General features: G+C 36.6%; 24 protein-coding genes and 1 other RNA gene. 9 read left to right on the forward strand and 16 right to left on the reverse strand.

Annotation, left to right across the window (positions count from 1 at the left end; all coding sequences use genetic code 11):
* The first annotated feature begins 15 nt into the window (after positions 1–15).
* From ffs to WC623_RS11565, 3 genes are all read left to right on the forward strand, one after another.
* Positions 16–115, forward strand: an RNA gene (ffs, locus tag WC623_RS11555) — signal recognition particle sRNA small type.
* A 140-nt stretch (positions 116–255) separates the two neighbouring features.
* Complete coding sequence (fsa, locus tag WC623_RS11560) at positions 256–915, forward strand: fructose-6-phosphate aldolase (protein WP_372851124.1); 660 nt, start codon at positions 256–258, stop codon at positions 913–915.
* Between the two features lie 564 nt (positions 916–1,479).
* Positions 1,480–4,059: a TonB-dependent receptor gene (locus tag WC623_RS11565; protein WP_372851126.1), complete on the forward strand. Its 2,580-nt coding sequence runs from the start codon at positions 1,480–1,482 to the stop codon at positions 4,057–4,059.
* A 71-nt stretch (positions 4,060–4,130) separates the two neighbouring features.
* Here the strand turns inward: WC623_RS11565 and WC623_RS11570 are convergent, their stop codons facing one another.
* From WC623_RS11570 to WC623_RS11595, 6 genes are all read right to left on the reverse strand, one after another.
* Positions 4,131–4,667, reverse strand: coding sequence for a D-glycero-alpha-D-manno-heptose-1,7-bisphosphate 7-phosphatase (locus WC623_RS11570; protein WP_372851128.1), 537 nt, complete (start codon positions 4,665–4,667; stop codon positions 4,131–4,133).
* 22 nt (positions 4,668–4,689) lie between these two features.
* Positions 4,690–5,265: a PhnA domain-containing protein gene (locus WC623_RS11575; protein ID WP_372851130.1), complete on the reverse strand. Its 576-nt coding sequence runs from the start codon at positions 5,263–5,265 to the stop codon at positions 4,690–4,692.
* Between the two features lie 39 nt (positions 5,266–5,304).
* Positions 5,305–6,612 carry a sensor histidine kinase gene (locus WC623_RS11580; RefSeq protein WP_372851132.1) on the reverse strand — a complete coding sequence of 436 codons (1,308 nt, stop codon included), beginning with the start codon at positions 6,610–6,612 and terminating at the stop codon, positions 5,305–5,307.
* A 78-nt stretch (positions 6,613–6,690) separates the two neighbouring features.
* Positions 6,691–9,633, reverse strand: a complete 2,943-nt coding sequence (locus WC623_RS11585; protein ID WP_372851134.1) for an FAD-binding and (Fe-S)-binding domain-containing protein — start codon at positions 9,631–9,633, stop codon at positions 6,691–6,693.
* A gap of 32 nt (positions 9,634–9,665) precedes the next feature.
* Positions 9,666–11,195 (reverse strand): aldehyde dehydrogenase family protein, encoded by a 1,530-nt coding sequence (locus WC623_RS11590; RefSeq protein WP_372851136.1) that lies wholly within the window; start codon positions 11,193–11,195, stop codon positions 9,666–9,668.
* 5 nt (positions 11,196–11,200) lie between these two features.
* Positions 11,201–12,115: a DUF1338 domain-containing protein gene (locus WC623_RS11595; protein ID WP_372851138.1), complete on the reverse strand. Its 915-nt coding sequence runs from the start codon at positions 12,113–12,115 to the stop codon at positions 11,201–11,203.
* Between the two features lie 93 nt (positions 12,116–12,208).
* On the opposite strand from WC623_RS11595, the gene WC623_RS11600 reads away from it, so the two are divergent.
* On the forward strand, positions 12,209–13,111 hold the full coding sequence (locus WC623_RS11600; protein WP_372851140.1) for a LysR family transcriptional regulator: 903 nt from the start codon (positions 12,209–12,211) through the stop codon (positions 13,109–13,111).
* 70 nt (positions 13,112–13,181) lie between these two features.
* Here WC623_RS11600 and gnd read toward each other — a convergent pair whose 3' ends face one another.
* Positions 13,182–14,636, reverse strand: a complete 1,455-nt coding sequence (gene gnd, locus WC623_RS11605) for a decarboxylating NADP(+)-dependent phosphogluconate dehydrogenase (RefSeq protein ID WP_372851142.1) — start codon at positions 14,634–14,636, stop codon at positions 13,182–13,184.
* Between the two features lie 216 nt (positions 14,637–14,852).
* Here gnd and WC623_RS11610 point away from each other — a divergent pair, with 216 nt between their 5' ends.
* Positions 14,853–15,095, forward strand: a complete 243-nt coding sequence (locus WC623_RS11610; RefSeq protein WP_372851144.1) for a hypothetical protein — start codon at positions 14,853–14,855, stop codon at positions 15,093–15,095.
* 14 nt (positions 15,096–15,109) lie between these two features.
* The gene (locus tag WC623_RS11615; RefSeq protein ID WP_372851146.1) at positions 15,110–15,937 is read left to right on the forward strand and encodes an ion transporter; all 828 of its coding nucleotides are present in this window, start codon (positions 15,110–15,112) and stop codon (positions 15,935–15,937) included.
* Between the two features lie 15 nt (positions 15,938–15,952).
* Here the strand turns inward: WC623_RS11615 and WC623_RS11620 are convergent, their stop codons facing one another.
* From WC623_RS11620 to WC623_RS11630, 3 genes are all read right to left on the reverse strand, one after another.
* Positions 15,953–16,714, reverse strand: coding sequence for an SGNH/GDSL hydrolase family protein (locus tag WC623_RS11620; protein ID WP_372851148.1), 762 nt, complete (start codon positions 16,712–16,714; stop codon positions 15,953–15,955).
* A gap of 183 nt (positions 16,715–16,897) precedes the next feature.
* Positions 16,898–17,587, reverse strand: coding sequence for a GNAT family N-acetyltransferase (locus WC623_RS11625; protein WP_372851150.1), 690 nt, complete (start codon positions 17,585–17,587; stop codon positions 16,898–16,900).
* 18 nt (positions 17,588–17,605) lie between these two features.
* A complete protein-coding gene (locus WC623_RS11630; RefSeq protein ID WP_372851152.1) occupies positions 17,606–17,896 on the reverse strand; it encodes a hypothetical protein in 291 nt (96 codons plus the stop codon).
* 232 nt (positions 17,897–18,128) lie between these two features.
* On the opposite strand from WC623_RS11630, the gene WC623_RS11635 reads away from it, so the two are divergent.
* Together WC623_RS11635 and WC623_RS11640 are read left to right on the forward strand one after the other, a co-directional pair.
* Positions 18,129–18,560 carry a nuclear transport factor 2 family protein gene (locus WC623_RS11635; protein WP_372851154.1) on the forward strand — a complete coding sequence of 144 codons (432 nt, stop codon included), beginning with the start codon at positions 18,129–18,131 and terminating at the stop codon, positions 18,558–18,560.
* Between the two features lie 152 nt (positions 18,561–18,712).
* The gene (locus WC623_RS11640; protein WP_372851156.1) at positions 18,713–19,147 is read left to right on the forward strand and encodes a DUF1810 domain-containing protein; all 435 of its coding nucleotides are present in this window, start codon (positions 18,713–18,715) and stop codon (positions 19,145–19,147) included.
* A 10-nt stretch (positions 19,148–19,157) separates the two neighbouring features.
* On the opposite strand, the gene WC623_RS11645 is transcribed toward WC623_RS11640, so the two are convergent.
* Positions 19,158–19,541, reverse strand: coding sequence for a VOC family protein (locus WC623_RS11645; protein ID WP_372851157.1), 384 nt, complete (start codon positions 19,539–19,541; stop codon positions 19,158–19,160).
* 92 nt (positions 19,542–19,633) lie between these two features.
* Between WC623_RS11645 and WC623_RS11650 the strand changes: the two genes are divergently transcribed.
* Entirely contained in the window at positions 19,634–20,713 is a 1,080-nt protein-coding gene (locus WC623_RS11650) for an aminotransferase class V-fold PLP-dependent enzyme (protein ID WP_372851159.1), read from the forward strand.
* A 9-nt stretch (positions 20,714–20,722) separates the two neighbouring features.
* Here WC623_RS11650 and egtD read toward each other — a convergent pair whose 3' ends face one another.
* From egtD to WC623_RS11675, 5 genes are all read right to left on the reverse strand, one after another.
* Positions 20,723–21,700: an L-histidine N(alpha)-methyltransferase gene (gene egtD / locus WC623_RS11655; RefSeq protein WP_372851161.1), complete on the reverse strand. Its 978-nt coding sequence runs from the start codon at positions 21,698–21,700 to the stop codon at positions 20,723–20,725.
* Positions 21,701–21,709: 9 nt separating this feature from the next.
* Complete coding sequence (gene egtB, locus WC623_RS11660) at positions 21,710–22,861, reverse strand: ergothioneine biosynthesis protein EgtB (RefSeq protein ID WP_372851163.1); 1,152 nt, start codon at positions 22,859–22,861, stop codon at positions 21,710–21,712.
* A gap of 112 nt (positions 22,862–22,973) precedes the next feature.
* A complete protein-coding gene (locus WC623_RS11665) occupies positions 22,974–24,350 on the reverse strand; it encodes a mercuric reductase (protein WP_372851165.1) in 1,377 nt (458 codons plus the stop codon).
* A 20-nt stretch (positions 24,351–24,370) separates the two neighbouring features.
* Positions 24,371–24,877 carry a pyridoxamine 5'-phosphate oxidase family protein gene (locus WC623_RS11670; protein WP_372851167.1) on the reverse strand — a complete coding sequence of 169 codons (507 nt, stop codon included), beginning with the start codon at positions 24,875–24,877 and terminating at the stop codon, positions 24,371–24,373.
* Between the two features lie 67 nt (positions 24,878–24,944).
* Positions 24,945–25,637 (reverse strand): DUF421 domain-containing protein, encoded by a 693-nt coding sequence (locus WC623_RS11675; protein ID WP_372851169.1) that lies wholly within the window; start codon positions 25,635–25,637, stop codon positions 24,945–24,947.
* Between the last annotated feature and the right edge of the window lie 37 nt (positions 25,638–25,674).

The following is a 25,674-nucleotide window of genomic DNA, read 5'->3' on the forward strand; positions in this document are numbered from 1 at the left end:
TGCTACATTTGCAGTGGGCAAGTCTTTTACGATCAGCTCCCTTTGAACTCCCCCAGGGCGGGAACGAAGCAAGGGTAGAAGGTTGTAGCGGTGCGATAAAAGTTGCTTGCCCATTTTTTACTTTTTTCAATAAAAGTAATAATCTAAACAGACTCTTATTATTCAAATTTTCCTAAAAGAGCTCAATGTAATTGCCTAATTTAGGCGAAAATAATTGATACATTTAAACATAAAACAATTGCTAATTAAAATAACATGAAATTTTTCATTGATACAGCTAATCTTGACCAGATTAAAGAAGCACAAGACCTTGGTATTTTAGACGGTGTTACCACCAATCCGAGCCTTATGGCTAAAGAAGGTATTACAGGTGATGATAATGTAATTGCCCATTATAAAGCAATCTGCGATATCGTTGATGACAATGTAAGTGCCGAAGTAATTTCAACTACTTATGATGAAATTATTAAAGAAGGTGAAGCGTTAGCTAAATTAAATCCAAAAATCGTAGTAAAAGTTCCTATGATTAAAGATGGCGTTAAGGCTATTAAATATCTAACTTCAAAAGGTATCAGAACTAACTGTACTTTAATATTCTCAGCAGGACAAGCATTATTAGCAGCAAAAGCTGGTGCTTCTTATGTTTCTCCATTTTTAGGTCGTTTAGACGATATTTCTACTGATGGCTTACAGTTAATTGAAGATATCAGATTGATATTTGATAATTATGGCTACCCTACTGAGATTCTTGCAGCTTCAATTCGCGGACCGTTGCATATTGTTGCTTGTGCTAAATTAGGTGCTGACGTAATTACAGCTCCATTATCAGCAATCACTGCATTATTGAAACATCCATTAACTGATAGCGGTTTAGCTACATTCTTAGCAGATCACGCTAAGGCATCTGGAAAATAAATAACACACATTTCTACAACCTGAGGAGATAATAACAAAAAAGGATAGAACATTATTAAAAAATGTTCTATCCTTTTTTTATAGGTATCAATTCTATCAACCATTCCCCCTATCAACCTTTACTTTCAACCTCTTCATAAGGATTTTTTAAAGCTATTCAAATATTAAAACACTGGTAAATAACCTTTTAACATAATAGTCTACTAAATCTATAGTTTTTATTTGTATTGATAAGAATTGTTAATATATTTGTCCCACTACATTAGCGATAACGTTTATAAAACGAACCAAAATGAAAGCAAAATTTAACTACATTAAGTTTAATAATGATCAATACAAAGGGCTTCATCTCATGCCCTGTTGTTGCTGCTCAGTCTAAGAAAGGTAGATCAACACTAGCGCTTATCAAGCACCATTAGCAAATTTATAAATAAGCTTTAATGGATGTTAAAAACATCTACATGGACTTGCTATGCCATTTTTATCAGTAATAATAATAACCCAAATAAATCAAACCAACGCGCATAAAACAAACCATAACTGCGCATAATCACCAAAATAATTATGAAAAAAGTAATACTCTTTATCTTGCCATTTCTGCTTTCGGCAAGCTACACCTTTGCCCAGTATGAAATAAAAGGCATAATAAAGAATTCCAATGGTGCCGAGGTACCACGTGCAACCGTATTAATCAGGGGCACAAATAACTCCGTAACTGCAGATGAGAATGGCAAATTCAGTATCAGTTCAAATCAAGAGCCTCCATTTTACATTCGCGTTAGTTCAGTTGGCTATAAACCACAGGACTTTCAGGTACTAAGGATCCAGGATACTCCTTTGGAATTAATCCTTGTTGAAAGTGAGCTGCTGGATGAAATTGTTGTGACCTCAAGAAGGCGCTCGGAAGTTCTTCAGGATGTTCCTATTGCAATTACTGTTATTGGTGGACAAGCCGCTGAAAATGCTGGAGCATTCAATGTCAACCGTTTAAAGGAATTAGTTCCTTCGGTTCAGCTATACGCATCAAACGCAAGAAATACAACACTTAATATCAGGGGATTAGGCTCAACATTTGGCTTAACCAATGATGGTATCGATCCTGGAGTAGGCTTTTATGTAGATGGTGTCTACCAGGCTCGTCCTGCTGCCACCTCAACAGATTTTCTTGACATTGAGCAAATAGAAATTCTACGTGGACCTCAGGGCACTTTGTTTGGAAAAAACACTACCGCAGGTGCATTTAATATTACTACAACAAAACCAACCCAAACTCCTTCTGCAAAAGTAGAATTGAGCTTTGGCAACTACAATTTCATCCAGGCTAAAACTTCAGTTTCTGGTGGAGTAGCAAAAAATCTTGCAGCAAAAATTTCAATTTCGGGTACACAACGGGATGGAACAATTTTAAATACCCGGGAAGAAAGAAAGTACAGTGGTCAAAATAACCTTGGCTTTAAAGGTCAGCTCTATTACACTCCATCAGATAAATTACAGGTATTATTAAGTAGTGATGTAAGTATTCAGCATCCGGCAGGCTACCCATTGGTAATTGCGGGAGTCACTACAACTGAAAGAAGCGCTTACCGTCAGTATGCCAAAATCATTTCTGATTTAGGATATGAACAACCTAAAATAGATCCTTTTTCAAGAGAGATCAGTACTAACACTCCTTGGAAGCAAAATCAATCAATCGGTGGTGTATCAGCGAATGTTGATTATAAGATCGGTAACGGAACACTTACCTCAACTACAGCCTGGAGGTTCTGGAATTGGGATCCTACAAATGACAGGGATTTCTCTGAATTCTCTGCATTAACAAAATCGCAGGGTAACTCTCGTCATGATCAATATTCGCAAGAGATCAGGTACGCAGGTAATATTACTGAAAAAGTAAGTGGTGTAATTGGTGTATTTGCCCTTGCACAAAATTTGAAAGGATTAGCACAGACAGAAGAAGTAGGAAAAGATCAGTGGAGATTTGTGCAAACATCTAACACCGGTGCTCAGGCATTATACGCTACACCAGGTTTATTAGATGGCTTTGGTATTAAAACCAATTCAACTATCAAATCATTAAGTACTGCTATTTTTGCACAGGCCGACTGGGAGTTTCTAGAAAATCTACACATATTACCTGGTTTGAGATTTACCTATGATAAAAAAGATGTAGAATATGACAGAGTAACCTACGGAGGTCTGCAAACTTCAGATGCCGCTTTACTTGCACTTAAAGCTGCTGTTTACAGCAATCAGCAATTCAGCACCAGTACAGATAACAATAATTTATCCGGTAATGTTACTTTATCTTATAGACCCAATACTAAGCTAAATATTTATGGAAACTTTTCTACCGCTTACAAACCAGTTGGTGTTAACGTTGGAGGCTTGCCAACAACCTCTAATGGTGAAGCAGATTTATCATTAGCCGTAGTAAAACCGGAATACGTTCAGCATTATGAAATAGGTGCAAAAACAAAACCTATTAAAGGTGCAATATTAAATATAACAGCTTTCAACACCGATATTAAAGACTACCAAACCAATGTTCAATCTCCTCAGCTAGGTGTAAATAGAGGTTACCTTTCTAATGCAGAAAAAGTTAATGTTAAAGGATTGGAAGTTGATGGGAGCTATCAGTTAAAAAGGTTTTTAACTTTAAATGCTGCCGTGGCCTATCTTGATGGTAAGTATAAAAAATTCACAAATGCGCCATTGCCATTAGAAGAAACGGGACATACAGAAATCATTAACGGAGTAGCTACTCAAGTAGCATTTAAAGATGCTTCTGGAGGCAGGATACCAGGTATATCTACATGGAATGTTTCTGGTGGAGCAGAATTAAGTACTGCAGGTAGTTTGGCTACTCAAAATGGTAGATATTTTATTGCTGGCGATGCTAGTTACCGTTCGGAATACTCTTCAAATCCAACACCTTCCCGTGTATTAAATGTCGAAGGTTATTCTTTGCTAAATATAAGATTAGGATTTAAGTCAGAAAAATTCTCAGTATTCGCATGGAGCAGAAATATTGGAAACACAAAATACTATGAGCAATTACAAGCAGCCGCTGGTAACTCAGGATTATATGCAGGTGTACTTGGAGATCCAAGAACTTTCGGAGTTACACTTAGATACGCCTTCTAATTAAAATTTTATTGAACATAAAAAAGCCTGAACTTTAGATTCAGGCTTTTTTATTGATCGCGCTTCTTAAATTAAATGGCCTGCATTTTTTCAGAAAGCACATTAAATTCAGAACCGGCAAGAACCTTTTTAACCAAATCGTAATCAATTTGCTCATCAGGAGAGATAAGAATTCCCCTTACTCCTGCTCCATTTGCAGCCTCTACATCACGTGGTTTATCGCCAATCATTACAGATATAGCAGGATCTATATTGTAAGTTTCAATAGCCTCTAAAAGCATTCCTGACTTAGGCTTACGACAATTACATTCTTCCGAAACTGTTGGATGATGCGGACAATAATAAGCATGTTTAATAGATGCACCTTGTTCTTCGAAACGTTCATTTAATGCTTTATGCATTTCAGCCAATGTTTCTTCAGTATACCTATCTTTTGCGATCCCTCCCTGATTTGTAATTATTATTAGAAAGAAACCTTCATCAAACAATCTTTTTAAGGGAGCAATCTGGTAATCAAGTATTTCAAAATCTTCCAATCGGGTAATGTAATCGTGAATCTCGTGATTAAGTACACCATCCCTATCCAGAAAAATAGCTTTATTCATCATAATTTAATTTTTATTATACGGCTTAGTTTTGTTTCCTTACAAATTTGGTAAGTATAACAATAGTCTGCCCTTCAATCTTACCTTCAATCTGGTCTGTATTGTCTTCTACCAGACGAATATTTTTAACAACTGTACCTAGTTTAGCACTAAGTGATGAACCTTTTACATCAAGTGTTTTTGTTAAAACTACGGAGTTACCTGTTTCCAAAATCTGACCATTACAATCTTTATGTACTTCATCAGCTCCAGTACTTTCATCCCCAGCTCCTGCTTGCGCCCATGATAAAGTTTCATCATCCATATACATCATATCGATGCTATCTGTTGCCCAGCTCTCATCCTTTAAGCGGTTAAGTAATCTCCATGTAACCACCTGTACCCCAGGCACAGCACTCCACATACTTGTCCTTAAACAGTTCAGGTGTTTAACATCAAGCTCCTCAGTTTTTTCAATCTGACCTAAACACTTGTCACAGATTATGATGCAATTATCTTCAGTTCTACCTGTTTGAGGCAAAACCTCATATAACTTTAAAGTTTCCGCTGATTGACATAATTCACACTTGTTTTCGCTTCTGTCTAATAATTGTTGTTCCAAAGTATATTGTTTTGTTAAATATAGAAACGCCAAATATACTTAATATGAATTGCTCGCTAAAGCCATTTCAACATAAAAGACAGTTCCATCAATTTCTGAACTGTTAAACCAAATTCGTCCTCCTTGCTGCACAATGAAATCATTACATAATACCAAGCCAAGCCCAGTACCTTTTTCATTCATTGTACCATAACTCGACGCAATATTAAGACTGAATATTTCACTTTGTCTGTCTGGGGCAATTCCTATACCATTGTCTTTTACGAAAATAATGCAACGATCGTCTTTAATCTCTGTTCCCACGTGAATCTCACCACCAATATTAGTAAACTTAACCGCATTATTTAATAAGTTTCGCATCACAAGGTCAAACATATTTTTATCGGCCAGAATGAAAACTTCATTATCAATTTCTACTTTCAGATTTATATTCTTTCTAGCGGCAATTTCATCAAACATCCTTAATGTTGCTGACAATTGTTGTTCTACATGCATGGCTGCTATGTTCATAGGAACGTTCTGTAATTGATTTTTAGCCCATTCCAACAGATTTACCAAAAGATATTGCGCATCCGACAAAGATTTAGAGAGATTCTGTTCTACATGTATACGCTCTTGAGTATTTAATTCCATTTCACTCAATAGTTGCAAATACTGTTGTAAGGAATTAAGTGGTGTATTTAAATCATGACCAATGATAGAAAAAAGTTTGTCCTTCTCCTTATTCATCAGTTCTAATTTTGCTGTCTTTTCTTCTACACGTATTTTTTGGTTTCTGTAACTTCTGCGTAGCTGAATTGTCCCTACAGCAATCATTACGCTCGACATAAAATAGGTAAAACCAAAATCTATAAACTGCTCAAATCGTGTCAAATAATAATGTCTTATGCTAGAAGGATTAAGATATTCTATGACCAATACACCCAGAACCAGTATTAAGTTAAAAAAATACCAGAATGCAAGCTTTTTACGTGGAATAATAAGAAACGACAGGTATAATGTTGCCATAAACAGCAACAATATACTCCCACCAATACCTGCATTATAAAAATAGGAAATTCCAACCCCTATATTGATTTGAATTACTGTAAGTATAATTGCAGGCCTGGATTTCCCAAAAAAACGGCTTAAAATGTACAGACCAGTTTGCATAACCAGAATAATGGCCGAAATCATACCAGCAAAATGAAGCGAAACCGAAAAACTATAGAAAGTAATTATGATAATGAAACAGATAACTGATATACAAATGCCATGAAATATACGGCCTTCCAGAGAAAACCGATCTGCATCCCCAACTATTTGGAGCCAATTATCTTCCCATTTACGCTTTACTTTTTTAAACATTTATTTTTTGCTTTTTGCCTGATCGCATAGAACGAGAGAGGCGTCATGAACGTGCAAATTAAACAATAAATGTTACAATTAAAGACTTGAATGGACAATTTTTAATGCATCATATAATACCTCAACCGGATGTAATGCTTTTCTGGATGTCCCATCTTTTATCTGGTGTCGGCAGCTTGTACCAGGTGCCGAAATTACAATTTCATCAGGTTGTTTTCTGACTTCAGGGAACAACACAAGTTCTCCGATTTGCATAGATAAATCGAAATGTTCTTTTTCATAACCAAAAGAACCGGCCATCCCACAACAACCAGAAGCAATGGTGTTTACCGTATAGTTCTCAGGAAAAGAAAGGATTTGTTCTGTTGCCGACAGAGCATTAAAAGCTTTTTGCTGACAATGGCCATGTAATTTAATCTGTTTTGAATTGGACTTAAATTGTGATTTCAGGATATTTCCTCTTTTCATTTCCCTGGCCAAAAACTCATCAATTATGAATGTATTCGAAGCCAGTTTTTTAGCAGTCTCCAACTGCTCCTCCTGTACAAGATCAGGATATTCGTCTCTAAATGTTAAAATCGCAGAAGGCTCTATGCCAATAAGTGGCGATTCTTCTGTAATCAATGAGCCTAAACACCATACATTATGTTGTGCAATTTTTTTAGCCTTACGCAGTAAACCTTTTGATATGGATGCCCTACCACTTTCCAGATGTTTCGGTATAATTACCTCATAACCCAGATTCTCTAGCAACAAGATTGCTTTAATACCTATTTCTGTATCTTGATAATTGGTAAATTCATCACAAAAAAGATAAACCTTTTTTAAAGAACGAACTTGCTTTTCTTCCTTACTGCGCTGATGTATTATAAACCAATTTCTTAAAGTAATTGAATGAATTGCAGGCATACTTCTTTTTGAAGCAAAACCTGCCAGGGTTTTCATCAGGTTGGTTAATACAGGACCTGTCATTATCCAATTGTATAAAGATGGCCATACAGAACCTAGCGCAGCAATATTGTTGAAATTAGCTATAAGTCTGGATCTAAACGGAATCCCATTTGCATCCTGGTAATGTTGTAGAAACTCGGCCTTTAACTTTGCCATATCTACATTAGAAGGACATTCAGATTTGCATCCTTTACAACTTAAACACAAATCAAGTACGTCTTTAATTTCTTTATGATCGAACTTATTTACCTGATCCGAATGGGTCAGAAAATTCCTTAAAATATTAGCTCTGGCCCTGGTAGTATCTTTTTCATTATGTGTTGCCATATAAGAGGGACACATGGTCCCCCCTGCTAAATGTGATTTCCTGCAATCTCCAGATCCATTACATTGTTCTACATGCTGTAACATATTCTGCCCGGCATAACGGAATACGGTTTTCACTGTAAAACTTTTCTGCCCCGCCTCGTACCTAAGCATTGTATCCATAGGCGGGGTGTCGATAATCTTACCAGGATTAAATATATTTTTAGGATCCCAGGTATTTTTCAGTGATTTGAGCAAGGCATAATTCTTTGGGCCAACCATCTGTTCTATAAACTCCCCCCTTAATCTTCCATCACCATGTTCTCCACTTAAAGAACCTCTATACTTTTTTACTAAAACAGCAATCTCTTCAGCAATCACTCTGAACATCAGATTTCCAGATTCAGATTTTAAGTTGAGTATGGGTCTTAAATGTATCTCCCCTGAGCCTGCATGCGCATAATGAACTGAATACAATCCATGTTTTTTTAAAATCTCATTAAATTCATAAATATATCCTGGCAAATCCTGAACATCAACTGCAGTATCTTCAATTACCGGCACTGCCTTTTCATCTCCAGGTAAATTGCTTAACAAACCCAGTCCGGCTTTTCTAAGCGACCAAACCTTTTTCATATCATTTCCAGATAGTAGCGGAAAATAATACCCCAATCCAAGTTCACGCATTTCTGCTTCAACTTTGATAGCAATTTCAACTACCTTCTCATAAGTATCCCTGGCATATTCAATCACCAGTAAAGCATCAGGTTCTCCATTAACAAAAAAGCTATTTTCCCTTTGTTCAATATTATCCCTGGTACATTCTAAAATATAATGATCAATAAGTTCTACGGCATTAGGCTGATACTTTAATGCAATTAGATTGGCACGTAATGCTTCTTCCAGTTTATTAAAATGCACACATAACAGTCCAGAATGTGCGGGTGGAAGCGGTTCCAGATTTAGTTTAATTTCTGTAATAAATGCTAATGTACCTTCTGATCCGGCAATAAGCTTACAGAAGTTAAAATGATCCCCACCTGCAGTGAAAGGTTCAGTATCCAATAGCAAATCTATTGCATAGCCAGTATTTCGTCGTTCTATACTTTTCTTTGGAAATTCTTTTCTTATTTCCTGTTGGTTTTCATAATTTCCTAGCTGACTTCTTATTGAACGATACAGTGATGCTTCTAAGTCGGAGCCTTCAGATTTGGCAATAAATTCATCAAAGTTGAGTGTCTTAAATGTCACTTCAGAAGCATCACTTAACAATGCCTTCACCTCAAGAGTATGTTCACGTGTACTTTTATAAACAATTGAATTTGAACCACATGAATTATTACCGACCATACCACCGATCATAGCACGATTAGCTGTAGATGTTTCAGGACCGAAGAATAAGCCATAAGGTTTGAGCATTAAATTCAACTCATCTCTAACCACACCTGGCTGTAGCCTTACCCATTGCTCTCCAGCATTAATTTCAAGAATCTTATTAAAATGCTTAGATACATCTACCACAATACCATCACCTACAACCTGTCCTGCTAAAGATGTTCCCGCAGTACGTGGTATTATAGAGGTACCCTCTCGATCTGCAAAACCAATTAATTGCTTCAGATCATCTACTGATACTGGTATAGCTACCGCCAGGGGCATCTCCGAGTAAGCCGATGCATCTGTAGCATAGAGCAGCCTCATGGTTTCATCAGTATATAAGTCGCCCTCAATTGAGGCCGCTAACACCTTAAGCTTATCTTTCATTATGGCTAGTTGAATAGCAAGATAACAAATACTTACAAATCAAACTTAATTCCTTGTGCAAGAGGTAATGTATTTGAATAATTGATGGTATTGGTCTGTCTTCGCATATAACCTTTCCATGCATCAGATCCACTTTCCCTACCACCACCAGTCTCTTTTTCACCACCAAAAGCACCACCAATCTCTGCACCTGAAGTTCCTATATTTACATTAGCAATGCCACAATCAGAACCAGCAGAAGACAAGAATTGCTCTGCTTCTCGCAAGTTTAAAGTCATAATTGCTGAAGATAGTCCTTGAGGTACGTCATTCTGCATCTGAATAGCCTGATCAATAGTGCTGTATTTCATAACATACAACAAAGGTGCAAAAGTTTCTTCCTGCACTATTTCGTAATGATTCTCCACTTCTGCAATACAAGGCTTCACATAACAACCTGACTCTAATCCATCACCTTCTAAAACACCACCTTCTACCAGGAAATTTCCACCTTGCTGTTTTACCTTTTCAATACTATTTAAATATGCTTCAACTGCATCTTTATCAATTAAAGGCCCCATATGATTATGCTCATTTAAAGGATCTCCTATCTTAATCTGTGCGTAGGCTTTAGCTAGCTTAGCTGTAAAATCATCATAAACACTTTCATGAATAATCAGTCTACGGGTAGAAGTACAACGTTGTCCGGCAGTACCAACGGCTCCGAAAACTGCACCAATTACTGACATTTCAAGATCTGCACTCTCAGAAATGATGATGGCATTATTACCACCTAATTCAAGGATTGTCCTGCCAAACCGGCCAGCTACGGCAGAAGAAACCAATCTCCCTATTTTTGTTGAGCCTGTAAATGACACTAATGAAATACGTTTATCATCATTCATCAGGTTGCCACATGCATTTCCTGTCACAAGGCTACAAATTCCCTCAGGAAGGTCATTTGCTTTTAATACTTTGGCTATAATGTTCTGACACGCTACGGCACATAATGGTGTTTTTGAAGATGGTTTCCAGACGCAAACATTGCCACAGACCCAAGCTAATGCAGTGTTCCATGCCCAAACCGCAACCGGAAAATTAAAAGCAGATATGATACTAACAATACCTAAAGGATGCCATTGCTCATACATACGGTGATTAGGCCGTTCTGAATGCATGGTCAAGCCATAAAGCTGTCTTGATAAACCAAGAGCAAAATCACATATATCTATCATTTCCTGAACCTCACCCATTCCTTCCTGTAGACTTTTACCCATCTCATAAGAAACCAGTGCACCAAGATCTTCTTTATTTTCACGTAAAGCATCACCAAACTGACGTACCATGTCCCCACGTTTAGGCGCTGGGACTGCTCTCCAGTGTAAAAATGCTTTTTGTGCCTGTTGCATTACTGCCTCATAACCTTCAGCATCAGTGCTTTCCACATGGGCAATCAATTTTCCATTTACAGGCGAATATGAGCTAATGACAGGTCCATTACCAACCAGCTTATTGATACCTGTAGATGTGCCTTGATTATTTGACTCTATACCCAAACGGGCTAATATATTGTTGATTTTCATAGCTTTTATGATTCTTTATCCTTTGTTTGTCTAATGTAAGTACTTTCAAATATTTTATCTGCATTGTCTGTTTCAAAACCTTCACGCCTATGCGACCGCTTAAGATCAGTCTCTGGCAGATTTTTAAACTCAGGTAAAACCAATCTCTCCGAGAACTCGACATAGCTTCCTGCAATCGGCATCGTTTGATTCTCCGCAAATACGGCATCTTTCATTTCAGCGATGGTACTACTTTGTCTCAATAATCCATCGGGACTTACCTTGATCTTCCCTCCAACAATATTTAATTTTAGTCCTAAAGACTCTACAAATTCATTAAATTCCTCTAATGTATTATAGCCTTTTTTTAAATCATGAACACTAATGGTATAATGGTTAAGGTAATACCGATTGTATATCACCCAAGCAGCATACTCACTTTCTTCCAATAAAAACTGATAATCTTCTATATCAGGTAATTGCCATAAAGGCTGATGGAAGAATTCCCCTATCTGCTGTCCATCATTAAGGTCCAGCATATCTACAGGGTCTTTTTCTATATGCCTGGTATATTTATGAATAATTACTTGAGATGCCGAAGACAAATCCTTAACAATCAATTCACTCATGAATATCCTTGGATATTCTGGTGATGGTGGAGCATACCAGTAAGCATTAAGTTTTTTGCCTTCAAAATGATAATAATCCATCCTTTTGTAACCTTGGTGCAGGAAAATCTTTTCAAAAGAAGCAATTCCTAAATGGGGTAGTCCTAATGTCCGGAAAGCAATATGATCATTCACGATTTCATCCTGATCTCTTACTACACCCAATGATATTAAAGAGTTGGTGATCTTTTTAACTGCCGGAACATCCTTCGCATAGCGATCGAACAACATATTAAGAAAGATATCTAATGGTTTTTGCGTTTCAAAATTCATTTGGTAATGTTTTATTTTGTTGAGGTTCTATCCATCATCATAATCAAATATGCCTATATTTATCATAAGTAAACGATACATATTAATTAAGTAATGATAAGTATAACTAATCAATTAGAAATGCGACACCTTAATTATTTTAAGGTACTAGCCACCGAATTACATTACAGAAGAGCATCAGAATTATTATATATATCGCAATCTGCATTAAGCCAACAAATTAAGCAACTTGAGCAAATACTTAAAGTAACTTTATTTGACAGGAGTAATAAAAAAGTAGCCTTAACTGATGCTGGCAAATTATTTTATCGTGATGTCCAACAGATCATGAATAAAGTAGAAACAGCTGCCATTCATTTAAAATTGTATAAGGAAGGAAATGCAGGTCAAATTGGAATTGGCTTTGTTGCATCAGCGATGGAGTCTGTACTCCCTGGATTACTTAAAAAATTTAATTCAGATTGTCCTAACATCAAATTTAAACTAGATGAACTTAGTAATAGCGATCAACTGATTGCCTTACAAAATGAGGCCATAGATATTGGCTTTATGCGGAGCAATCATCTGCCTGATGGCTTTACAAGTCAAAAGGTTTATACAGAAACCTTCTCCGTTGTACTTCCCGCTTCCCATCCTCTGGCTTCCTCAAAATTTAAAAACATCGGGCAATTGAAGGACGAGTTCTTCATATTGTTTCCAAATGAGCAAAGCCAGTTTTATTACCAGCAGATTCTTAGTTTATGTGCAGATCAAGGCTTTGCACCTAAAGTAGCTCACCGCTCAATCCATGCACCAACAATTTTCCGTTTGGTAGAAAACGGCATGGGACTTAGTATTATACCTACCTCACTGGCCTCTGGCCATCATCCTAATATTAAATTTATAGAACTCAAAGGTATCCCACAGCAAACCTCACTATATGCGGTTTGGAAAAAAGAAAATAACAATCCAGCATTCCCCTATTTATTAGAAATGCTTCCTAATGAAGGTTTTTAGCCAGAAAATAAAAAAGAGGATGATCATTTTAACAATGATACATCCTCATCTTCTTATAGTTTATAAATTTCTAAACTCCGTAAGTAGTCGAAGAAGTTTCTCCTCCACGTCCAGTCCAGTTAGTATGGAAGAACTCACCACGTGGTTCATCTAAGCGTTCATAAGTATGAGCACCAAAATAATCACGTTGTGCCTGTAAAAGATTGGCCGGTAAACGAGCACTTCTATAACCATCAAAATAATTGATTCCAGCACTGATGCAAGGAACCGGAATTCCGTTAAGTACAGCTGCAGCTACAACTCTTCTCCATCCAGCCTGAGCCTGATGAATTTTATCTTTAAAGAAATCATCAAGGATTAGGTTTTGTAAATTAGGGTTTTTATCAAAAGCCTCTTTAATTTTACCTAAGAAAGAGGATCTGATGATGCAACCTTCACGCCACATTAGTGCGATACTGCCATAATCAAGCTCCCATCCGTACTCCTTAGCCGCAGCTTGTATCATTTGATAGCCCTGTGCATAAGAGATTACTTTAGCAGCATAAAGTGCATCACGTAAATCATTGATAAACGCAGCCTTATCACCTGCAAACGTAGGCGTTGGACCAGTTAATACCTTAGATGCAGCTACACGCTCATCCTTCAATGCCGACAAACATCTTGAAAATACAGATTCAGCGATTAGCGTCAACGGCACACCCAATTCAAGAGCTACAGTACCAGTCCATTTACCTGTACCTTTTTGTCCAGCAGTATCCAGTATTTTATCAATTAATGGTGCTCCATCCTGATCTTTAAAAGCAAGGATATCACTCGTAATCTCAATCAGGTAACTATTCAATTCACCTTTATTCCATTCCGCAAATACCTTTTGCATGTCATCAGCCGACATACCAAGCATATCCTTCATTACATGATAAATTTCATTGATCAGTTGCATATCGCCATACTCGATACCATTGTGAACCATTTTCACAAAATGTCCTGATCCACCATCTCCTATCCATTCGCAGCAAGGAGAACCATCTTCTACCTTAGCTGAAATAGATTGAAAAATCGGCTTTACCGACTCCCATGCAGCTTTGCTACCGCCTGGCATAATAGAAGGTCCTAATAAAGCGCCTTCTTCACCACCAGAAACACCTGTACCTATATACAACAATCCTTTGCTTTCAACATATTTAACACGTCTTTCAGTATCAGGGAAATGTGAATTGCCACCATCTATAATGATATCACCTGGCTCCAATAGTGGAATAAGGGTTTCAATAAATTCATCAACCGGACGTCCGGCTTTCACCATTAGCATTACCTTACGTGGGCTCTTTAATGAACCAATAAACTCTTCCATAGACATTGCTCCAAAGATATTTTTACCCTTGGCACGTCCGTTCACAAACTTCTCTACCTTATCAACAGTGCGGTTATAGGCCGTAACACTAAAGCCTTTACTTTCCATATTGAGAATGAGATTTTCACCCATTACTGCAATACCAATGACACCTATGTCAGAAATCGCTTTCATATAATTTATTCAATGTTTAAATTTTTGGTAATTTATAACTTATGTGTAACATATCGTAATAAACCTTTCATAATTTCCCCTTTATTCATTCTTTCTACTCTTTTTGGATTAAAAACTACGGGAAATATAGAATATTCATTAATATTATAATTGCCGGAAAGTTGAGTCAAACAATACCTTTTCTATGTTGTTGTGAATACAAAAGCTACAAACAGCATGGAAAAAGATCTTAATCCTTTTGAATTTACTTTGGAAATAAACGGTGAACCACAAGCTATAAGAATTGAACACCCTAAAACGAAAGACTATATTGTTTATATAAATGGTGAACGTTCTGGACACATCTATCCTGTTGCATCTGGGAACAGGATAGATTGGAAATCGGAAGACGGAATGGATCAGACCTTGCTTGATGAAATCGGAAAGCATATAGAGATCATGGAAGATAAGACAAAGTAAAACGTTAAATCTTTATGAGCAAAAAGGTATCTAAAGATTGGCAGTTTAGGCTACACGAGGTTATATATGAGTCAAATACTCCAGCTGGTAAAGTATTTGATGTTGGATTGCTGATTGCTATTTTTACAAGTATAGCTGTAGTAATGCTAGATAGCGTTCAAAGTTTACACCTTAAATATGGGAGTTTCTTTTCCACAATGGAATGGATATTTACAGGTCTTTTTACAATTGAATATTTACTGAGGCTCATATGCATTAAAAAACCATTCAGATATGTTTTCAGTTTCCTAGGGATCATCGATATGATCGCATTGATCCCCTCTTATCTAAGCTTTTTTATTGTCGGCGCCCAATCACTATTGGTTTTCCGTGCGCTCAGATTATTGAGGGTATTCCGGATATTTAAACTTGGACATTTCCTTTCTGAGATCAATTTTCTTACAACTGCATTAAAGGGTAGTGTAAGAAAGATTAGTATATTTTTACTCACGGTATTAATGCTCACTGTAATCCTCGGATCTGTGATGTATCTGGTAGAGCAAAGAGAAAATGGTTTTTCTAATATTCCTGAGAGTATTTATTGGGCAATAGTAACAATCACTACTGTTGGTTATGGTGATATATCACCGATTACACCAATGGGAAAACTGGTAGCATCTGTAGTAATGTTGATTGGTTATTCCATCATTGCTGTTCCCACAGGTATACTTACCCACGATTTAGCTATGCTTGCCCGCTCGAAAAAAGAGCTTCCAGAATCTTGCCCAAGCTGTAGCAGAGAAGGACATGATCTGGATGCACAATTCTGTAAATATTGTGGTAGCTCCTTAATGAGGGATTAAAGTGTTAAGGTCAAATTATTTAAAAACATCCAGCCAGGCGTCAGCCATTAACTGTGCACCTGCAAGGCTTGGGTGTACACCATCACCAGTCCAATGTTTACCTGGAGCTTTTTTCTCCGCATCATCATAAACCTTCTGAAGAGGAATCCAGATCGTTTTAAATTCCTTAGCAATTTCCTGTGCTGCAAATCGATATTCATTAAACTCCGGATACCAGGTATCATCAACTGCCTTTACCTTTTTTACAGCAAAGGGTTCCGCAATGATCAGTTTCACATCAGGTAACTTTTCTCTGGTTCTCTCCAGCAACTTTTTAAAGTCGTCCTTATATACTTTTGAAGTACCATTGTATTTCCCACTATGCTTATGCCAATAATCATTAACACCAATTAAAATACTCAGTACTGTTGGTTTCAAGTCTAAACAATCCTTTTCCCATCGCTCTGCAAGTTGATAAACTTTATTCCCGCTAATTCCACGATTGTAGATTTTTAAGTTTTTATCAGAGAATTTATTCAATATTTCACAAGCCGCCAAAAAAGCATATCCTCTGCCCAAAGCCGCTGCGTTGTTAAAATCATTATTATCCTTACTTCTTCCAGCATCAGTTATAGAATCTCCCTGAAATAAAATGATATCATTTTCAGATAAAGCGATCTTAGCTTTCTTTTCATTCGGTGCTGCTGATAATATTGCCGGGTTTATTAAAGATATTAATCCGCCAACTGAAGCAGTTTTTAGAAAAGTCCGACGCGCATTTTTTGTTGTCATATCCATATGAGAAATATTAATCTTTTATTTTAAAGTTATTTATTAATTCGGTTTAATAGTAACCCGGCTAAATTTTAGCAAAATTATTAGTCTATAAAATTACCATTCTCAATATCTACATTTCTCCACCTGATTGCCAAAACCTTCAAGGATTTTATCATTTATAGCTAAACCGCAATTTTCTAATTTTCATTTTTCCGACAAATCATCATATATATCTATATCATTTAAATCCTCACTACCATCCCCTATTTCACGATCCACAGCTTCGGGTGATTCATCTTCAAGGTATGCATTCATACTACGCTTATCTGAGACTGCCGAAAAACTTGATGCCAATAAACCATACATTTCACTATCCAGGAACTTGCCTTCAAAATAATAATTCTCTCTAAAATAAGCTTCCTTAATAAAGCCGTGTTTATGTAGAATTTGCCTGGAGGCATCATTTTCAGGGTTGATATTTGCAAAAATAGAATGAAATCCAACCGTCTTAAATCCAAAATCAATAACCGCCGCAAGACCTTCAGAAATAATACCCTTTCTCCAATAATCCGGATGTAGCATATAGCCAATTTCTGCCCTGTGATTCGCAAGATCTATTCGCCAATATCCTATATTACCGATCATCTGATCGGGAGCATCCCTAAAGGCAATGGCCCAAACCAGGCTCATACCTTTATTAAACTGTTCACTAGTGGTCTGAATAGCCTCCTCGGATTCTTTTACATCTTTTGGCAAGGGGCGGTCTATATAGCGCATAACTTCAGTATTCGTCCGCAAGTTGAATAAATCCTGGGCATCTGAAATTATCTGTTCACGAAGCAATAGTCTGCTTGTTTCAATAATTGGGACTTGAGTTAAGTTGATTTTAAGCATTTTTCAATATTATCATATTTATTTGGAATATTCTATAACCAACATCTCCCATTCTTCCTCTAAAGAAACTTGGGGTCTGGTCTTCCCTGCCCTGTTATACCAATAATCGGCGTTCCAAATATCTCCCTCTTTGCGATGAAGGTAGGCATGGATATGGGCCGACTGCTTATCTGTTAACTGATCAATCAAATCATGAGCAATCTTCCAGTTACCTGCTCCATCATGCCATAACGATTGTAAATGCAGGGTTAAGCCATCGGGTGATCGCTTATCAATTATTGACTGTTTAAAATCACTTATATCAATCATATCTCAAATATAAAGACTAAGATTTCTGTTCAATTATTTTTTCAACATTTTGTAATTTGGACATATCATGAAAAAAGAGAACGTAATCCAGATTTAGACAATCATACAAGAAGATACTTTATACTATAGCGCCAGTAAAGATTTCTAATTGAGTAAAAATAAAAATATCGCACTGCCATAAGGTTGTCAGTGGAGCCTGTTTTCTTTGCATTGAAATTTAAACACATCGACCATGCTCCAGACACAAACCAATCAAACACGAGAAATCATCAATAACTTTTACAAAGCTTTATCAGCTAGAGAATTAGAAACATTAGTTCAATTCTTTGCAGAAGCCATTGATTGGGAAATTCCGGGTAATGAAGAACTTGCTCCCTGGTTAGGTAAACGTACAAATCGAAATGATGTAAGAGATTTTTTTAAGCTTCTCTGGGGAAGTATTGAACCAATATCTGCACAAATAGATCATATTCTTGTCGAGAATGATTTTGCAATAGCTACAGGTCATTTCAGTTCAAAAATGAATCGCTCGGGACAAGTTTTCTCTTCAATGTTTTCTGCGCATTTTACAGTTAAAAACTCACTAATTGTTCGTTATCGTTTACAGGAAGATAGTCAGGGACTCGTCGAAGCCCTGATGCTACCAATACCCGTTTACTATTAATGATTAACCAATTGCATCTGCATTCCCAATTTAATTGAGAAAGCACATTGATGATCCAATAGTTTGGTTATATCGGTTTATATCAAATATTAACTTTTTATATCATAAAAACAAAAAGTATATTGCAATAGGAAATCTAATCAGCATCAGCTATGAAAACGCATAACCTCGAAAGATTCATCACCGCACAAAAGTCAATTTATCAAACCGCATTAAGCGAAATTAATACAGGAAAAAAACAAAGTGATTGGATGTGGTATATATTTCCTCAAATCCAGGGGCTAGGTTTTACCGATACTTCTAAAAAATATGCTATTGATGACATTGATGAAGCTACAGAATATCTAGAGCATCGTGTATTAGGTCCAAGGCTGATCCTGTTGAGCCAGGTATTAATGAGTTTGGAAACCAATGATGCCCACAAAATTTTCGGCAGCCCGGACGATCTGAAATTAAAGTCCAGTATGACATTATTTTCTCAGGTACCCAATGCAGACCCAGTCTTTGAATTGGTGCTACAAAAATTTTTTAATGGTTTAAAGGATCATATCACTTTAAAGATCCTGAAAATGCATCGACAAGGTTAATTCATCCTATCTAATTATTTGTTTCCAACACAGAAAGGATATTACCATCTGGATCTTTAAACCAAGCTATAATATGCCCATCCCCTCTAAAAATCCCTTTATTATCTGTTTTCAAATCTTCATAATCATAGTGTTCAAACTGAATTCCTTTTACGCTCAATGCTTCAACTATAAGCTCCACGCTTTGAACAGGAAAATTTAACACCGTGAATGTTGCAGGCTGATGATTGGCTTTGGGATAAATCATCACAGTTGCGGATCCCTCTATCTGCAGTTCGAGGATCCCCATCTCATTATTTTTAACGTTTAATCCTAATGTTAAACTATAAAATTCCTTTGCCTTTTCAATATCACTGACCGAAAATGAGCTAAATGCCTTTGAATGTTCTAACATAACTTATAGTTTTAGAATTAATACTATTTAATACAATTGAAAAAGCCCTGCTTTTGTTTGTCAAAAAAACTATTAAAACTTTAAATTTGAAGATGAGTAATGCGAATCTGTATCCAACCATTGAAAAATATACTTATTTAAATACAGCCAGTTCTGGAATCTTATCCAAACCTATTCAAGAATGGAGAAATCAGCATGACAATGATTTCCTAATGGAAGGAAGCAATTTTCGCTTATATCAGACATCATTTTTTACGGAACTAAAGCAAAACCTTTCTACATTCCTTCGTTCTGCTAATGCTACATTATTTCTGGTTCCCAATTTCTCTTTTGGCTTCAACACACTGCTGGACGGACTTGATAAAAATCACCGGTTTCTTTTGTTAGATGAAGATTATCCATCTGTAAATTATCCAGTAATAAGCAGAGGATTTGATCATACAACAGTCCCTTTAAGTCATAGTTTAGAAGATAACATTTTAGCAGCGATTAAGCTATTTAAACCCAGTGCTTTTGCATTTAGCATTGTTCAGTATGCTAACGGAACAAGGCTTGACATTGATTTCATCAAAACAATCAAGCAAACTTATCCAGAACTTCTGCTTATAGCAGATGGCACACAATTTTGTGGCACAGTACCATTTAACTTTGAAAGTTCTGGTCTTGATGCCTTCCTATCAAGTGGCTATAAATGGTTGTTAGGAGGTTTTGGCAATGGTTTTATATTACTATCTGATCTATTGAAAGATCAATTATACATACAAAGGAAACAATCTTCATTACCAAAGGAAAACTTTCTGGAAGGTAGAGACCACCTATCGCTCTGCTTTGAGCCTGGTCACCTGGACACCTTGAATTTCGGAACTTTAAATCAAAGTGTACACCAACTGCGAACAATTGGACTTGAAAATATCGAAAAAATCACCCAATCTATATGTAACAGGGCGAGAGCTGAGTTTCATTTGAGAGGGCTGTTGAGTACTGAAATGCTGAATAGAAAAATACAATCAACAATAATTAATGTTCCACTTGCACCAAACATTTGCGAAAGGCTAATTGCCGCTAAGATTGTGTTTATTAACCGGGGAAAAGGTAGCAGGTTTTCTTTTCATTTCTACAATACCAATGAAGATTTAAATCGTTTATTAGCGGTTATCGATGGCAAAGAATAGTTTCCAGCCTCAGCTCACTGTCCAAACAGCATCAACAAAATATCGATTGGTGTCAAAAAAAATATTCCAACATTGAAATCCAGATTCCGTAGCCAGTCTTTCAATATCTTCCAATGCGTATTTCTGTGAAATCTCCATGTAAATCACCTCATCTTTAGCAAAGTCGATCGTTTCTTTTTGCCCAATATGAACCAATTGTTCTTTTAAGCTGATCAAATAACTTTTACAGGCTCCGGATTCAGGATCATAACTGGCATAGTGCTCAAAATTTTCAATTTCAAAATCCCCGTTCAGTTCCCTGTTTATTCGTGCAAGCAGGTTTAAGTTAAAAGAAGCAGTGATACCTTTGTTGTCATTATAAGCAGCCAATATTTGCTTCGGATTCTTCTTCAAATCAAAGCCAATGATTAATAAATCTCCTTTAGACAATAACCTCCTCATAGCTTGTAAAAAGCTTTCTGCATTCTCCTGATTCATGTTGCCGATATTTGCTCCCATAAACAAAACGACTTTTCGCCGCTTAGAAATTGAAGTAGCCTCTTGTAACATGTCCAGGTAATCCCCATGCAACCCTTTTATACTTAATCCAGGCAATTGCAACGGTAACTTAACCTCCAGATCGCTGATCACATGTGCTGAAATATCGATAGGTAAATAACTAAATTCCAATCCACTATCCATCATTTCCCTTAACAGATAAATGGATTTAGTAGCATCCCCTGCTCCCAGCTCTATCAAGTCAAAAGGAGTATTTAATCCGCTGATAAGTGTTGCAATCTTGTTGGCCTGATTTGAAAATATATCCATCTCTGCATTGGTCAGATAATACTCATCCATTTCCATGATCTGCTGAAAAATGTAATTCCCTTTTTCATCATAGAAGTACTTGGGATACATAAATTTGGGACTTGCCTTAAGTCCGGCCAGTGTTTCATTAAGAAATTGTGTCTGTACCGTCATTAAATTTTTGTTCGTGATTAAGCTCATTAGATATTGTTATTGGGCAAGTCGTATTCCTGTAAACTGCCATCTTAAACATGGTTGAAAAAAATTCCTGTAGGATATTCTGCTATGTCCTTCCGGTGTAGCCTCTGATGCACCTCGGAGTACTTTTTGATTCACCATAAATTTACCATTGTATTCTCCTATGGCACCAGGTGCTTTACTAAAACCTGGATAGGGTAAATATGCGCTCTCAGTCCACTCCCATCTTAGCCCCCAGTTAAACTTATTGGCAGCAACTTCCCATTCAAATTCTGTTGGTAGCCGCATTTTACTCCAACTTGCAAAAGCGTAGGCTTCATAATAACTAATATGGGTAACAGGTGCCTTCAGATCAAGTGTTTCCAAGCCTTCAAGTGTATAAGTATGCCAAACGCCATCTATTAAATGCCAATACATTGGCGCCATAATATGGTTACTCTTCAACCAATCCCAGCCGTCCGCATGCCAGTAAACAAAATTCGTATAACCTCCATCCTGAAGGAACTCCAAATATTTTTCATTGTCAACCAGTTCAGAACTAATGTAGAAATCATTCAAGTAAACTTTATGTCTACCAAGCTCATTATCAAAGCAAAAACCAGATCCGGAATAACCAACCTCATAGATCCCTTCTTTGATGAAAATCATTTCCTGTATATCAGCACCTAACTCGATAGAATTCTTTTTATTTTTTTGATACACCGGAAAAAGCGGATTATTTCCTAAAATATATTTGATGTCCGTTAATAGTAGCTCCTGATGTTGCTGCTCATGATTAAAACCCAAAAGGAGTAATTCCTTTACCTCATCTGAAAACGGTTTCTTTAAAAAACTGATCATAGCACGATCAACATATTTCCGATAAGCATAAACCTCGCTAACACTTGGGCGACTCAGATTTCCTCTATCAGTACGTATCACACGGTTACCTATAGTTTCATAATAACTATTGAAAACATAATTGTAATCAGTATTGTAAACCTGGTAAGTATCATCAAATGGCTGCAAAATGAAAGTTTCGAAAAACCATGTGGTATGACCAAGGTGCCACTTAGGTGGACTCACATCTACAACGGGCTGAACCACATAATCTTCAGTTTCTAAAGGTTTACAAATTTGTTCAGAATGCTTTCTAACCTGTTTATAATATTCCGAAAATATCATTAATGTTTGTCTAATTAATTCTTAAGTTCTGTAATGAATTAACATTTATCGCACTCGATTGTTTTCCACGCATCCTTCATAAACATAAGTTGTTAAAGCGTTTCCAAAGCAATTATAATTTCATAAAGAGATTATTTAATGACTCTGAATAAGTCGGATGAGCAAAAATACCATACCTAATTTTATCATATGTTATTCCTCCTTCAATCGCCATTTGAAGCACCGAAACAATTTCTCCTCCTTCTGATGCCAGTATTGTTGCACCTAATATTTGCTTGCTCTTCCTGTCCACAATTGCCTTCATAAATCCTAGTGTCTCTCCAGTTTCAATTCCACGTGCAACTTGTGACATAGGAATTTTTGCCACTATAAAGTCCAGGTCTTTCTCCTTGGCTTCTGATTCTGAGATTCCTATCCTGCCAAGTTGAGGATCAGTGAACATACAGTATGGAACAGGTCTGTCTTTAGTGCTCAGGTTACATTTTTCCACCAGATTTCTATAAACAATCGTAAAATCATTATAGGCTATATGTGTAAATGCGGGACCTCCTTTTACATCACCCAAGGCAAAAATTCCTTTAATGTTGGTTTCAAGCTTTCCATTAACTAAGATATTTCCTTTTTCATCAGTATCTACACCAGGAATTTCTAAATGGAGTGACTCGGTTTGTGGGGTTCTGCCAGTAGCAATCAAAAAATGACTCGCTGTTATACTTTTACTTTTATTATCAGATGTTAGGTTTAGCTTGAGCACAGCATTCTTTTTCTGAATTTTATCAATTGTAGTGCTAGTTAAGATTTTAAGACCTTCATCTGTTAATATTTTTGTCAGTTCAGCAGAAACATCCGTATCCTCACGTGGCATAATGCGTGAGGACTTTTCGATAATAGTTACTTTACTGCCAAAACGGTGAAACATCTGTCCGAATTCAAGACCGATGTAGTTCCCCCCAAGGATCACCAGGTGTTCAGGTATTTCTGTCAGATCGAGGATCGTTGTTGATGTTAAATATGGTACACCTTTCAACCCTTCCAATTCCGGAATACTAACTGAAGCACCCGTATTGATAAAAATTTGATCTGCTGACACTTTTTTCTTCTCACCATGAGTATCGACAATTGTCAACTCCTTTGTGCCAGAAAAAGTTGCTTCACCTAAAATCAGATCCAAACCTTTGGTAGATTCCAACCCATTTTGAGAGGAAGCCCGAAATAATTCAACAATATCATCCTTTCGTTGCTTTACTTTTTTCAAATCTACTTTAACAGCTCCTGTACTAACACCTAATTTACCGGCGGTCCTAGCACTATGAGCAGCATGGGCAGAGGCTATCATAGCCTTAGTTGGCGTACAGCCGTCATTGATACAAGTACCACCAACAAGTCTTTTTTCAATAATGGCAGTTTTCTTTCCGGATAAGGCTAATTTTTTGGCAAGTGGAATACCAGACTGCCCTGCTCCTATAATAATGGCATCGTAGTGTTTCATAGATAGATAAACTAAGTTAATCAGACATTTAAGTCACCCTCACGACCAATATCTAATTTTTTGCCAGAAACTGCACTTACTGCTACTTTTAAAAAGGTCACTAATTTATTTGATTTATTATCCCAATAATGGGCTTCTGAAGGTGTAACTTTCAAAACTCTGATTGATGGATCTTCTTTTCCTTTTTCAAACCATCCATCCATCATCTTATTCCAATAATTCTCAATCCGAAATTTGTCCTTAGATACTTCTGCAATTCCGTTTAAACTTAAAAAATTGTAATTATTAATATCCGAGTATAATAAACTTACATGATTGCTTTTTTGAAGGTTTTTATAGGTTTCACTTTCAGAGGAAAACAAGAACCATAAATTGCCCTCATCGTCTACCTCTTGTCTGCTCATAGGGACAGCATGAAGATTACTTATTTCAGCAGTATTGGTACACATCATTCCAATGTCAATTTGATCAACCATACTTTTTAATTTATCTATCGCTTCCCGATTGTCTAAGTTTTCTGTACTCATAATATTTGTTTTAGAAGGTTATGAACAGTAATAACAAGAACAAAAAATATTTGTTTGACAGCTCAAACTATCTTACCCTGCAGCTTTTTAAAGCTTTAACCCATTTCTTGTGTCCGCATTTATCACAGTAATGTTCAGTTACAGGATGTAGATTTAATACATTTCCGCAATGAGTACAAGCATACTTCCCTAAGTCAAAAATCTGCTCATCAGCTTTTTCAAAGAGCGCAGGCATTATTGGCAGGCCGTATTTAACCTTATCATCAGGATAAAAGAATATGCTTACATTACCAGATGTTTCTAATATTGCAGTTTCAACTTGCCCAAGATGAGATACACTCTGTTGACGAAGCTCTGAAAAGAATTCATCTTGTGCCAGACTTTCTTTGTTAAATCCATCTATCGAAAATTCACCTTCAACAATTAAATAAACACATTTTCCTTCAACCAAATCATCAAACTTTTTACTCTTTGCCATGAAATAAGTTGTAAGCCGGTAAGCCCCTACAATAATTCCAAAAATAATAACTGGATATAGCAATCCGATCTCTTTGTAAAACATTGGATCTCCAGCTGCAGAACCAAGACTAATGATCACTACAAGTTCAAAAACAGAAAGTTGTCTCACTCCTCGTTTCCCCAAAAGCCTCAAACCGATTAGAATAATAAAATACATCATTATTGTGCGAAGAGATATCTCCAAGAGAAATCTCCAGTCTTCTTCACCGATGAAAAAGCTATACCAGTCAATTGAATTCATAGTTATTGATCAACCCTATAATTAAAAGTTTATAGAT

It is taken from the genome of Pedobacter sp. (assembly GCF_041645105.1).
Taxonomy (GTDB): Bacteria; Bacteroidota; Bacteroidia; order Sphingobacteriales; family Sphingobacteriaceae; genus Pedobacter.

Coding starts and splice junctions, on each gene's coding strand:
- WC623_RS11645 (WP_372851157.1), bottom strand. CDS start 19,541: ATGTTAGAACATTCAAAGGCATTTAGCTCATTTTCGGTCAGTGATATT.
- WC623_RS11580 (WP_372851132.1), bottom strand. CDS start 6,612: ATGTTTAAAAAAGTAAAGCGTAAATGGGAAGATAATTGGCTCCAAATA.
- WC623_RS11665 (WP_372851165.1), bottom strand. CDS start 24,350: ATGAAACACTACGATGCCATTATTATAGGAGCAGGGCAGTCTGGTATT.
- WC623_RS11570 (WP_372851128.1), bottom strand. CDS start 4,667: ATGATGAATAAAGCTATTTTTCTGGATAGGGATGGTGTACTTAATCAC.
- WC623_RS11585 (WP_372851134.1), bottom strand. CDS start 9,633: ATGAAAGATAAGCTTAAGGTGTTAGCGGCCTCAATTGAGGGCGACTTA.
- egtD (WP_372851161.1), bottom strand. CDS start 21,700: ATGAGCTTAATCACGAACAAAAATTTAATGACGGTACAGACACAATTT.
- WC623_RS11625 (WP_372851150.1), bottom strand. CDS start 17,587: ATGCTTAAAATCAACTTAACTCAAGTCCCAATTATTGAAACAAGCAGA.
- WC623_RS11675 (WP_372851169.1), bottom strand. CDS start 25,637: ATGAATTCAATTGACTGGTATAGCTTTTTCATCGGTGAAGAAGACTGG.
- WC623_RS11565 (WP_372851126.1), top strand. CDS start 1,480: ATGAAAAAAGTAATACTCTTTATCTTGCCATTTCTGCTTTCGGCAAGC.
- WC623_RS11640 (WP_372851156.1), top strand. CDS start 18,713: ATGAAAACGCATAACCTCGAAAGATTCATCACCGCACAAAAGTCAATT.
- WC623_RS11620 (WP_372851148.1), bottom strand. CDS start 16,714: ATGGATATGACAACAAAAAATGCGCGTCGGACTTTTCTAAAAACTGCT.
- WC623_RS11595 (WP_372851138.1), bottom strand. CDS start 12,115: ATGAATTTTGAAACGCAAAAACCATTAGATATCTTTCTTAATATGTTG.
- WC623_RS11670 (WP_372851167.1), bottom strand. CDS start 24,877: ATGAGTACAGAAAACTTAGACAATCGGGAAGCGATAGATAAATTAAAA.
- WC623_RS11615 (WP_372851146.1), top strand. CDS start 15,110: ATGAGCAAAAAGGTATCTAAAGATTGGCAGTTTAGGCTACACGAGGTT.
- WC623_RS11635 (WP_372851154.1), top strand. CDS start 18,129: ATGCTCCAGACACAAACCAATCAAACACGAGAAATCATCAATAACTTT.
- egtB (WP_372851163.1), bottom strand. CDS start 22,861: ATGATATTTTCGGAATATTATAAACAGGTTAGAAAGCATTCTGAACAA.
- WC623_RS11650 (WP_372851159.1), top strand. CDS start 19,634: ATGAGTAATGCGAATCTGTATCCAACCATTGAAAAATATACTTATTTA.
- WC623_RS11590 (WP_372851136.1), bottom strand. CDS start 11,195: ATGAAAATCAACAATATATTAGCCCGTTTGGGTATAGAGTCAAATAAT.
- WC623_RS11610 (WP_372851144.1), top strand. CDS start 14,853: ATGGAAAAAGATCTTAATCCTTTTGAATTTACTTTGGAAATAAACGGT.
- fsa (WP_372851124.1), top strand. CDS start 256: ATGAAATTTTTCATTGATACAGCTAATCTTGACCAGATTAAAGAAGCA.
- gnd (WP_372851142.1), bottom strand. CDS start 14,636: ATGAAAGCGATTTCTGACATAGGTGTCATTGGTATTGCAGTAATGGGT.
- WC623_RS11600 (WP_372851140.1), top strand. CDS start 12,209: ATGATAAGTATAACTAATCAATTAGAAATGCGACACCTTAATTATTTT.
- WC623_RS11630 (WP_372851152.1), bottom strand. CDS start 17,896: ATGATTGATATAAGTGATTTTAAACAGTCAATAATTGATAAGCGATCA.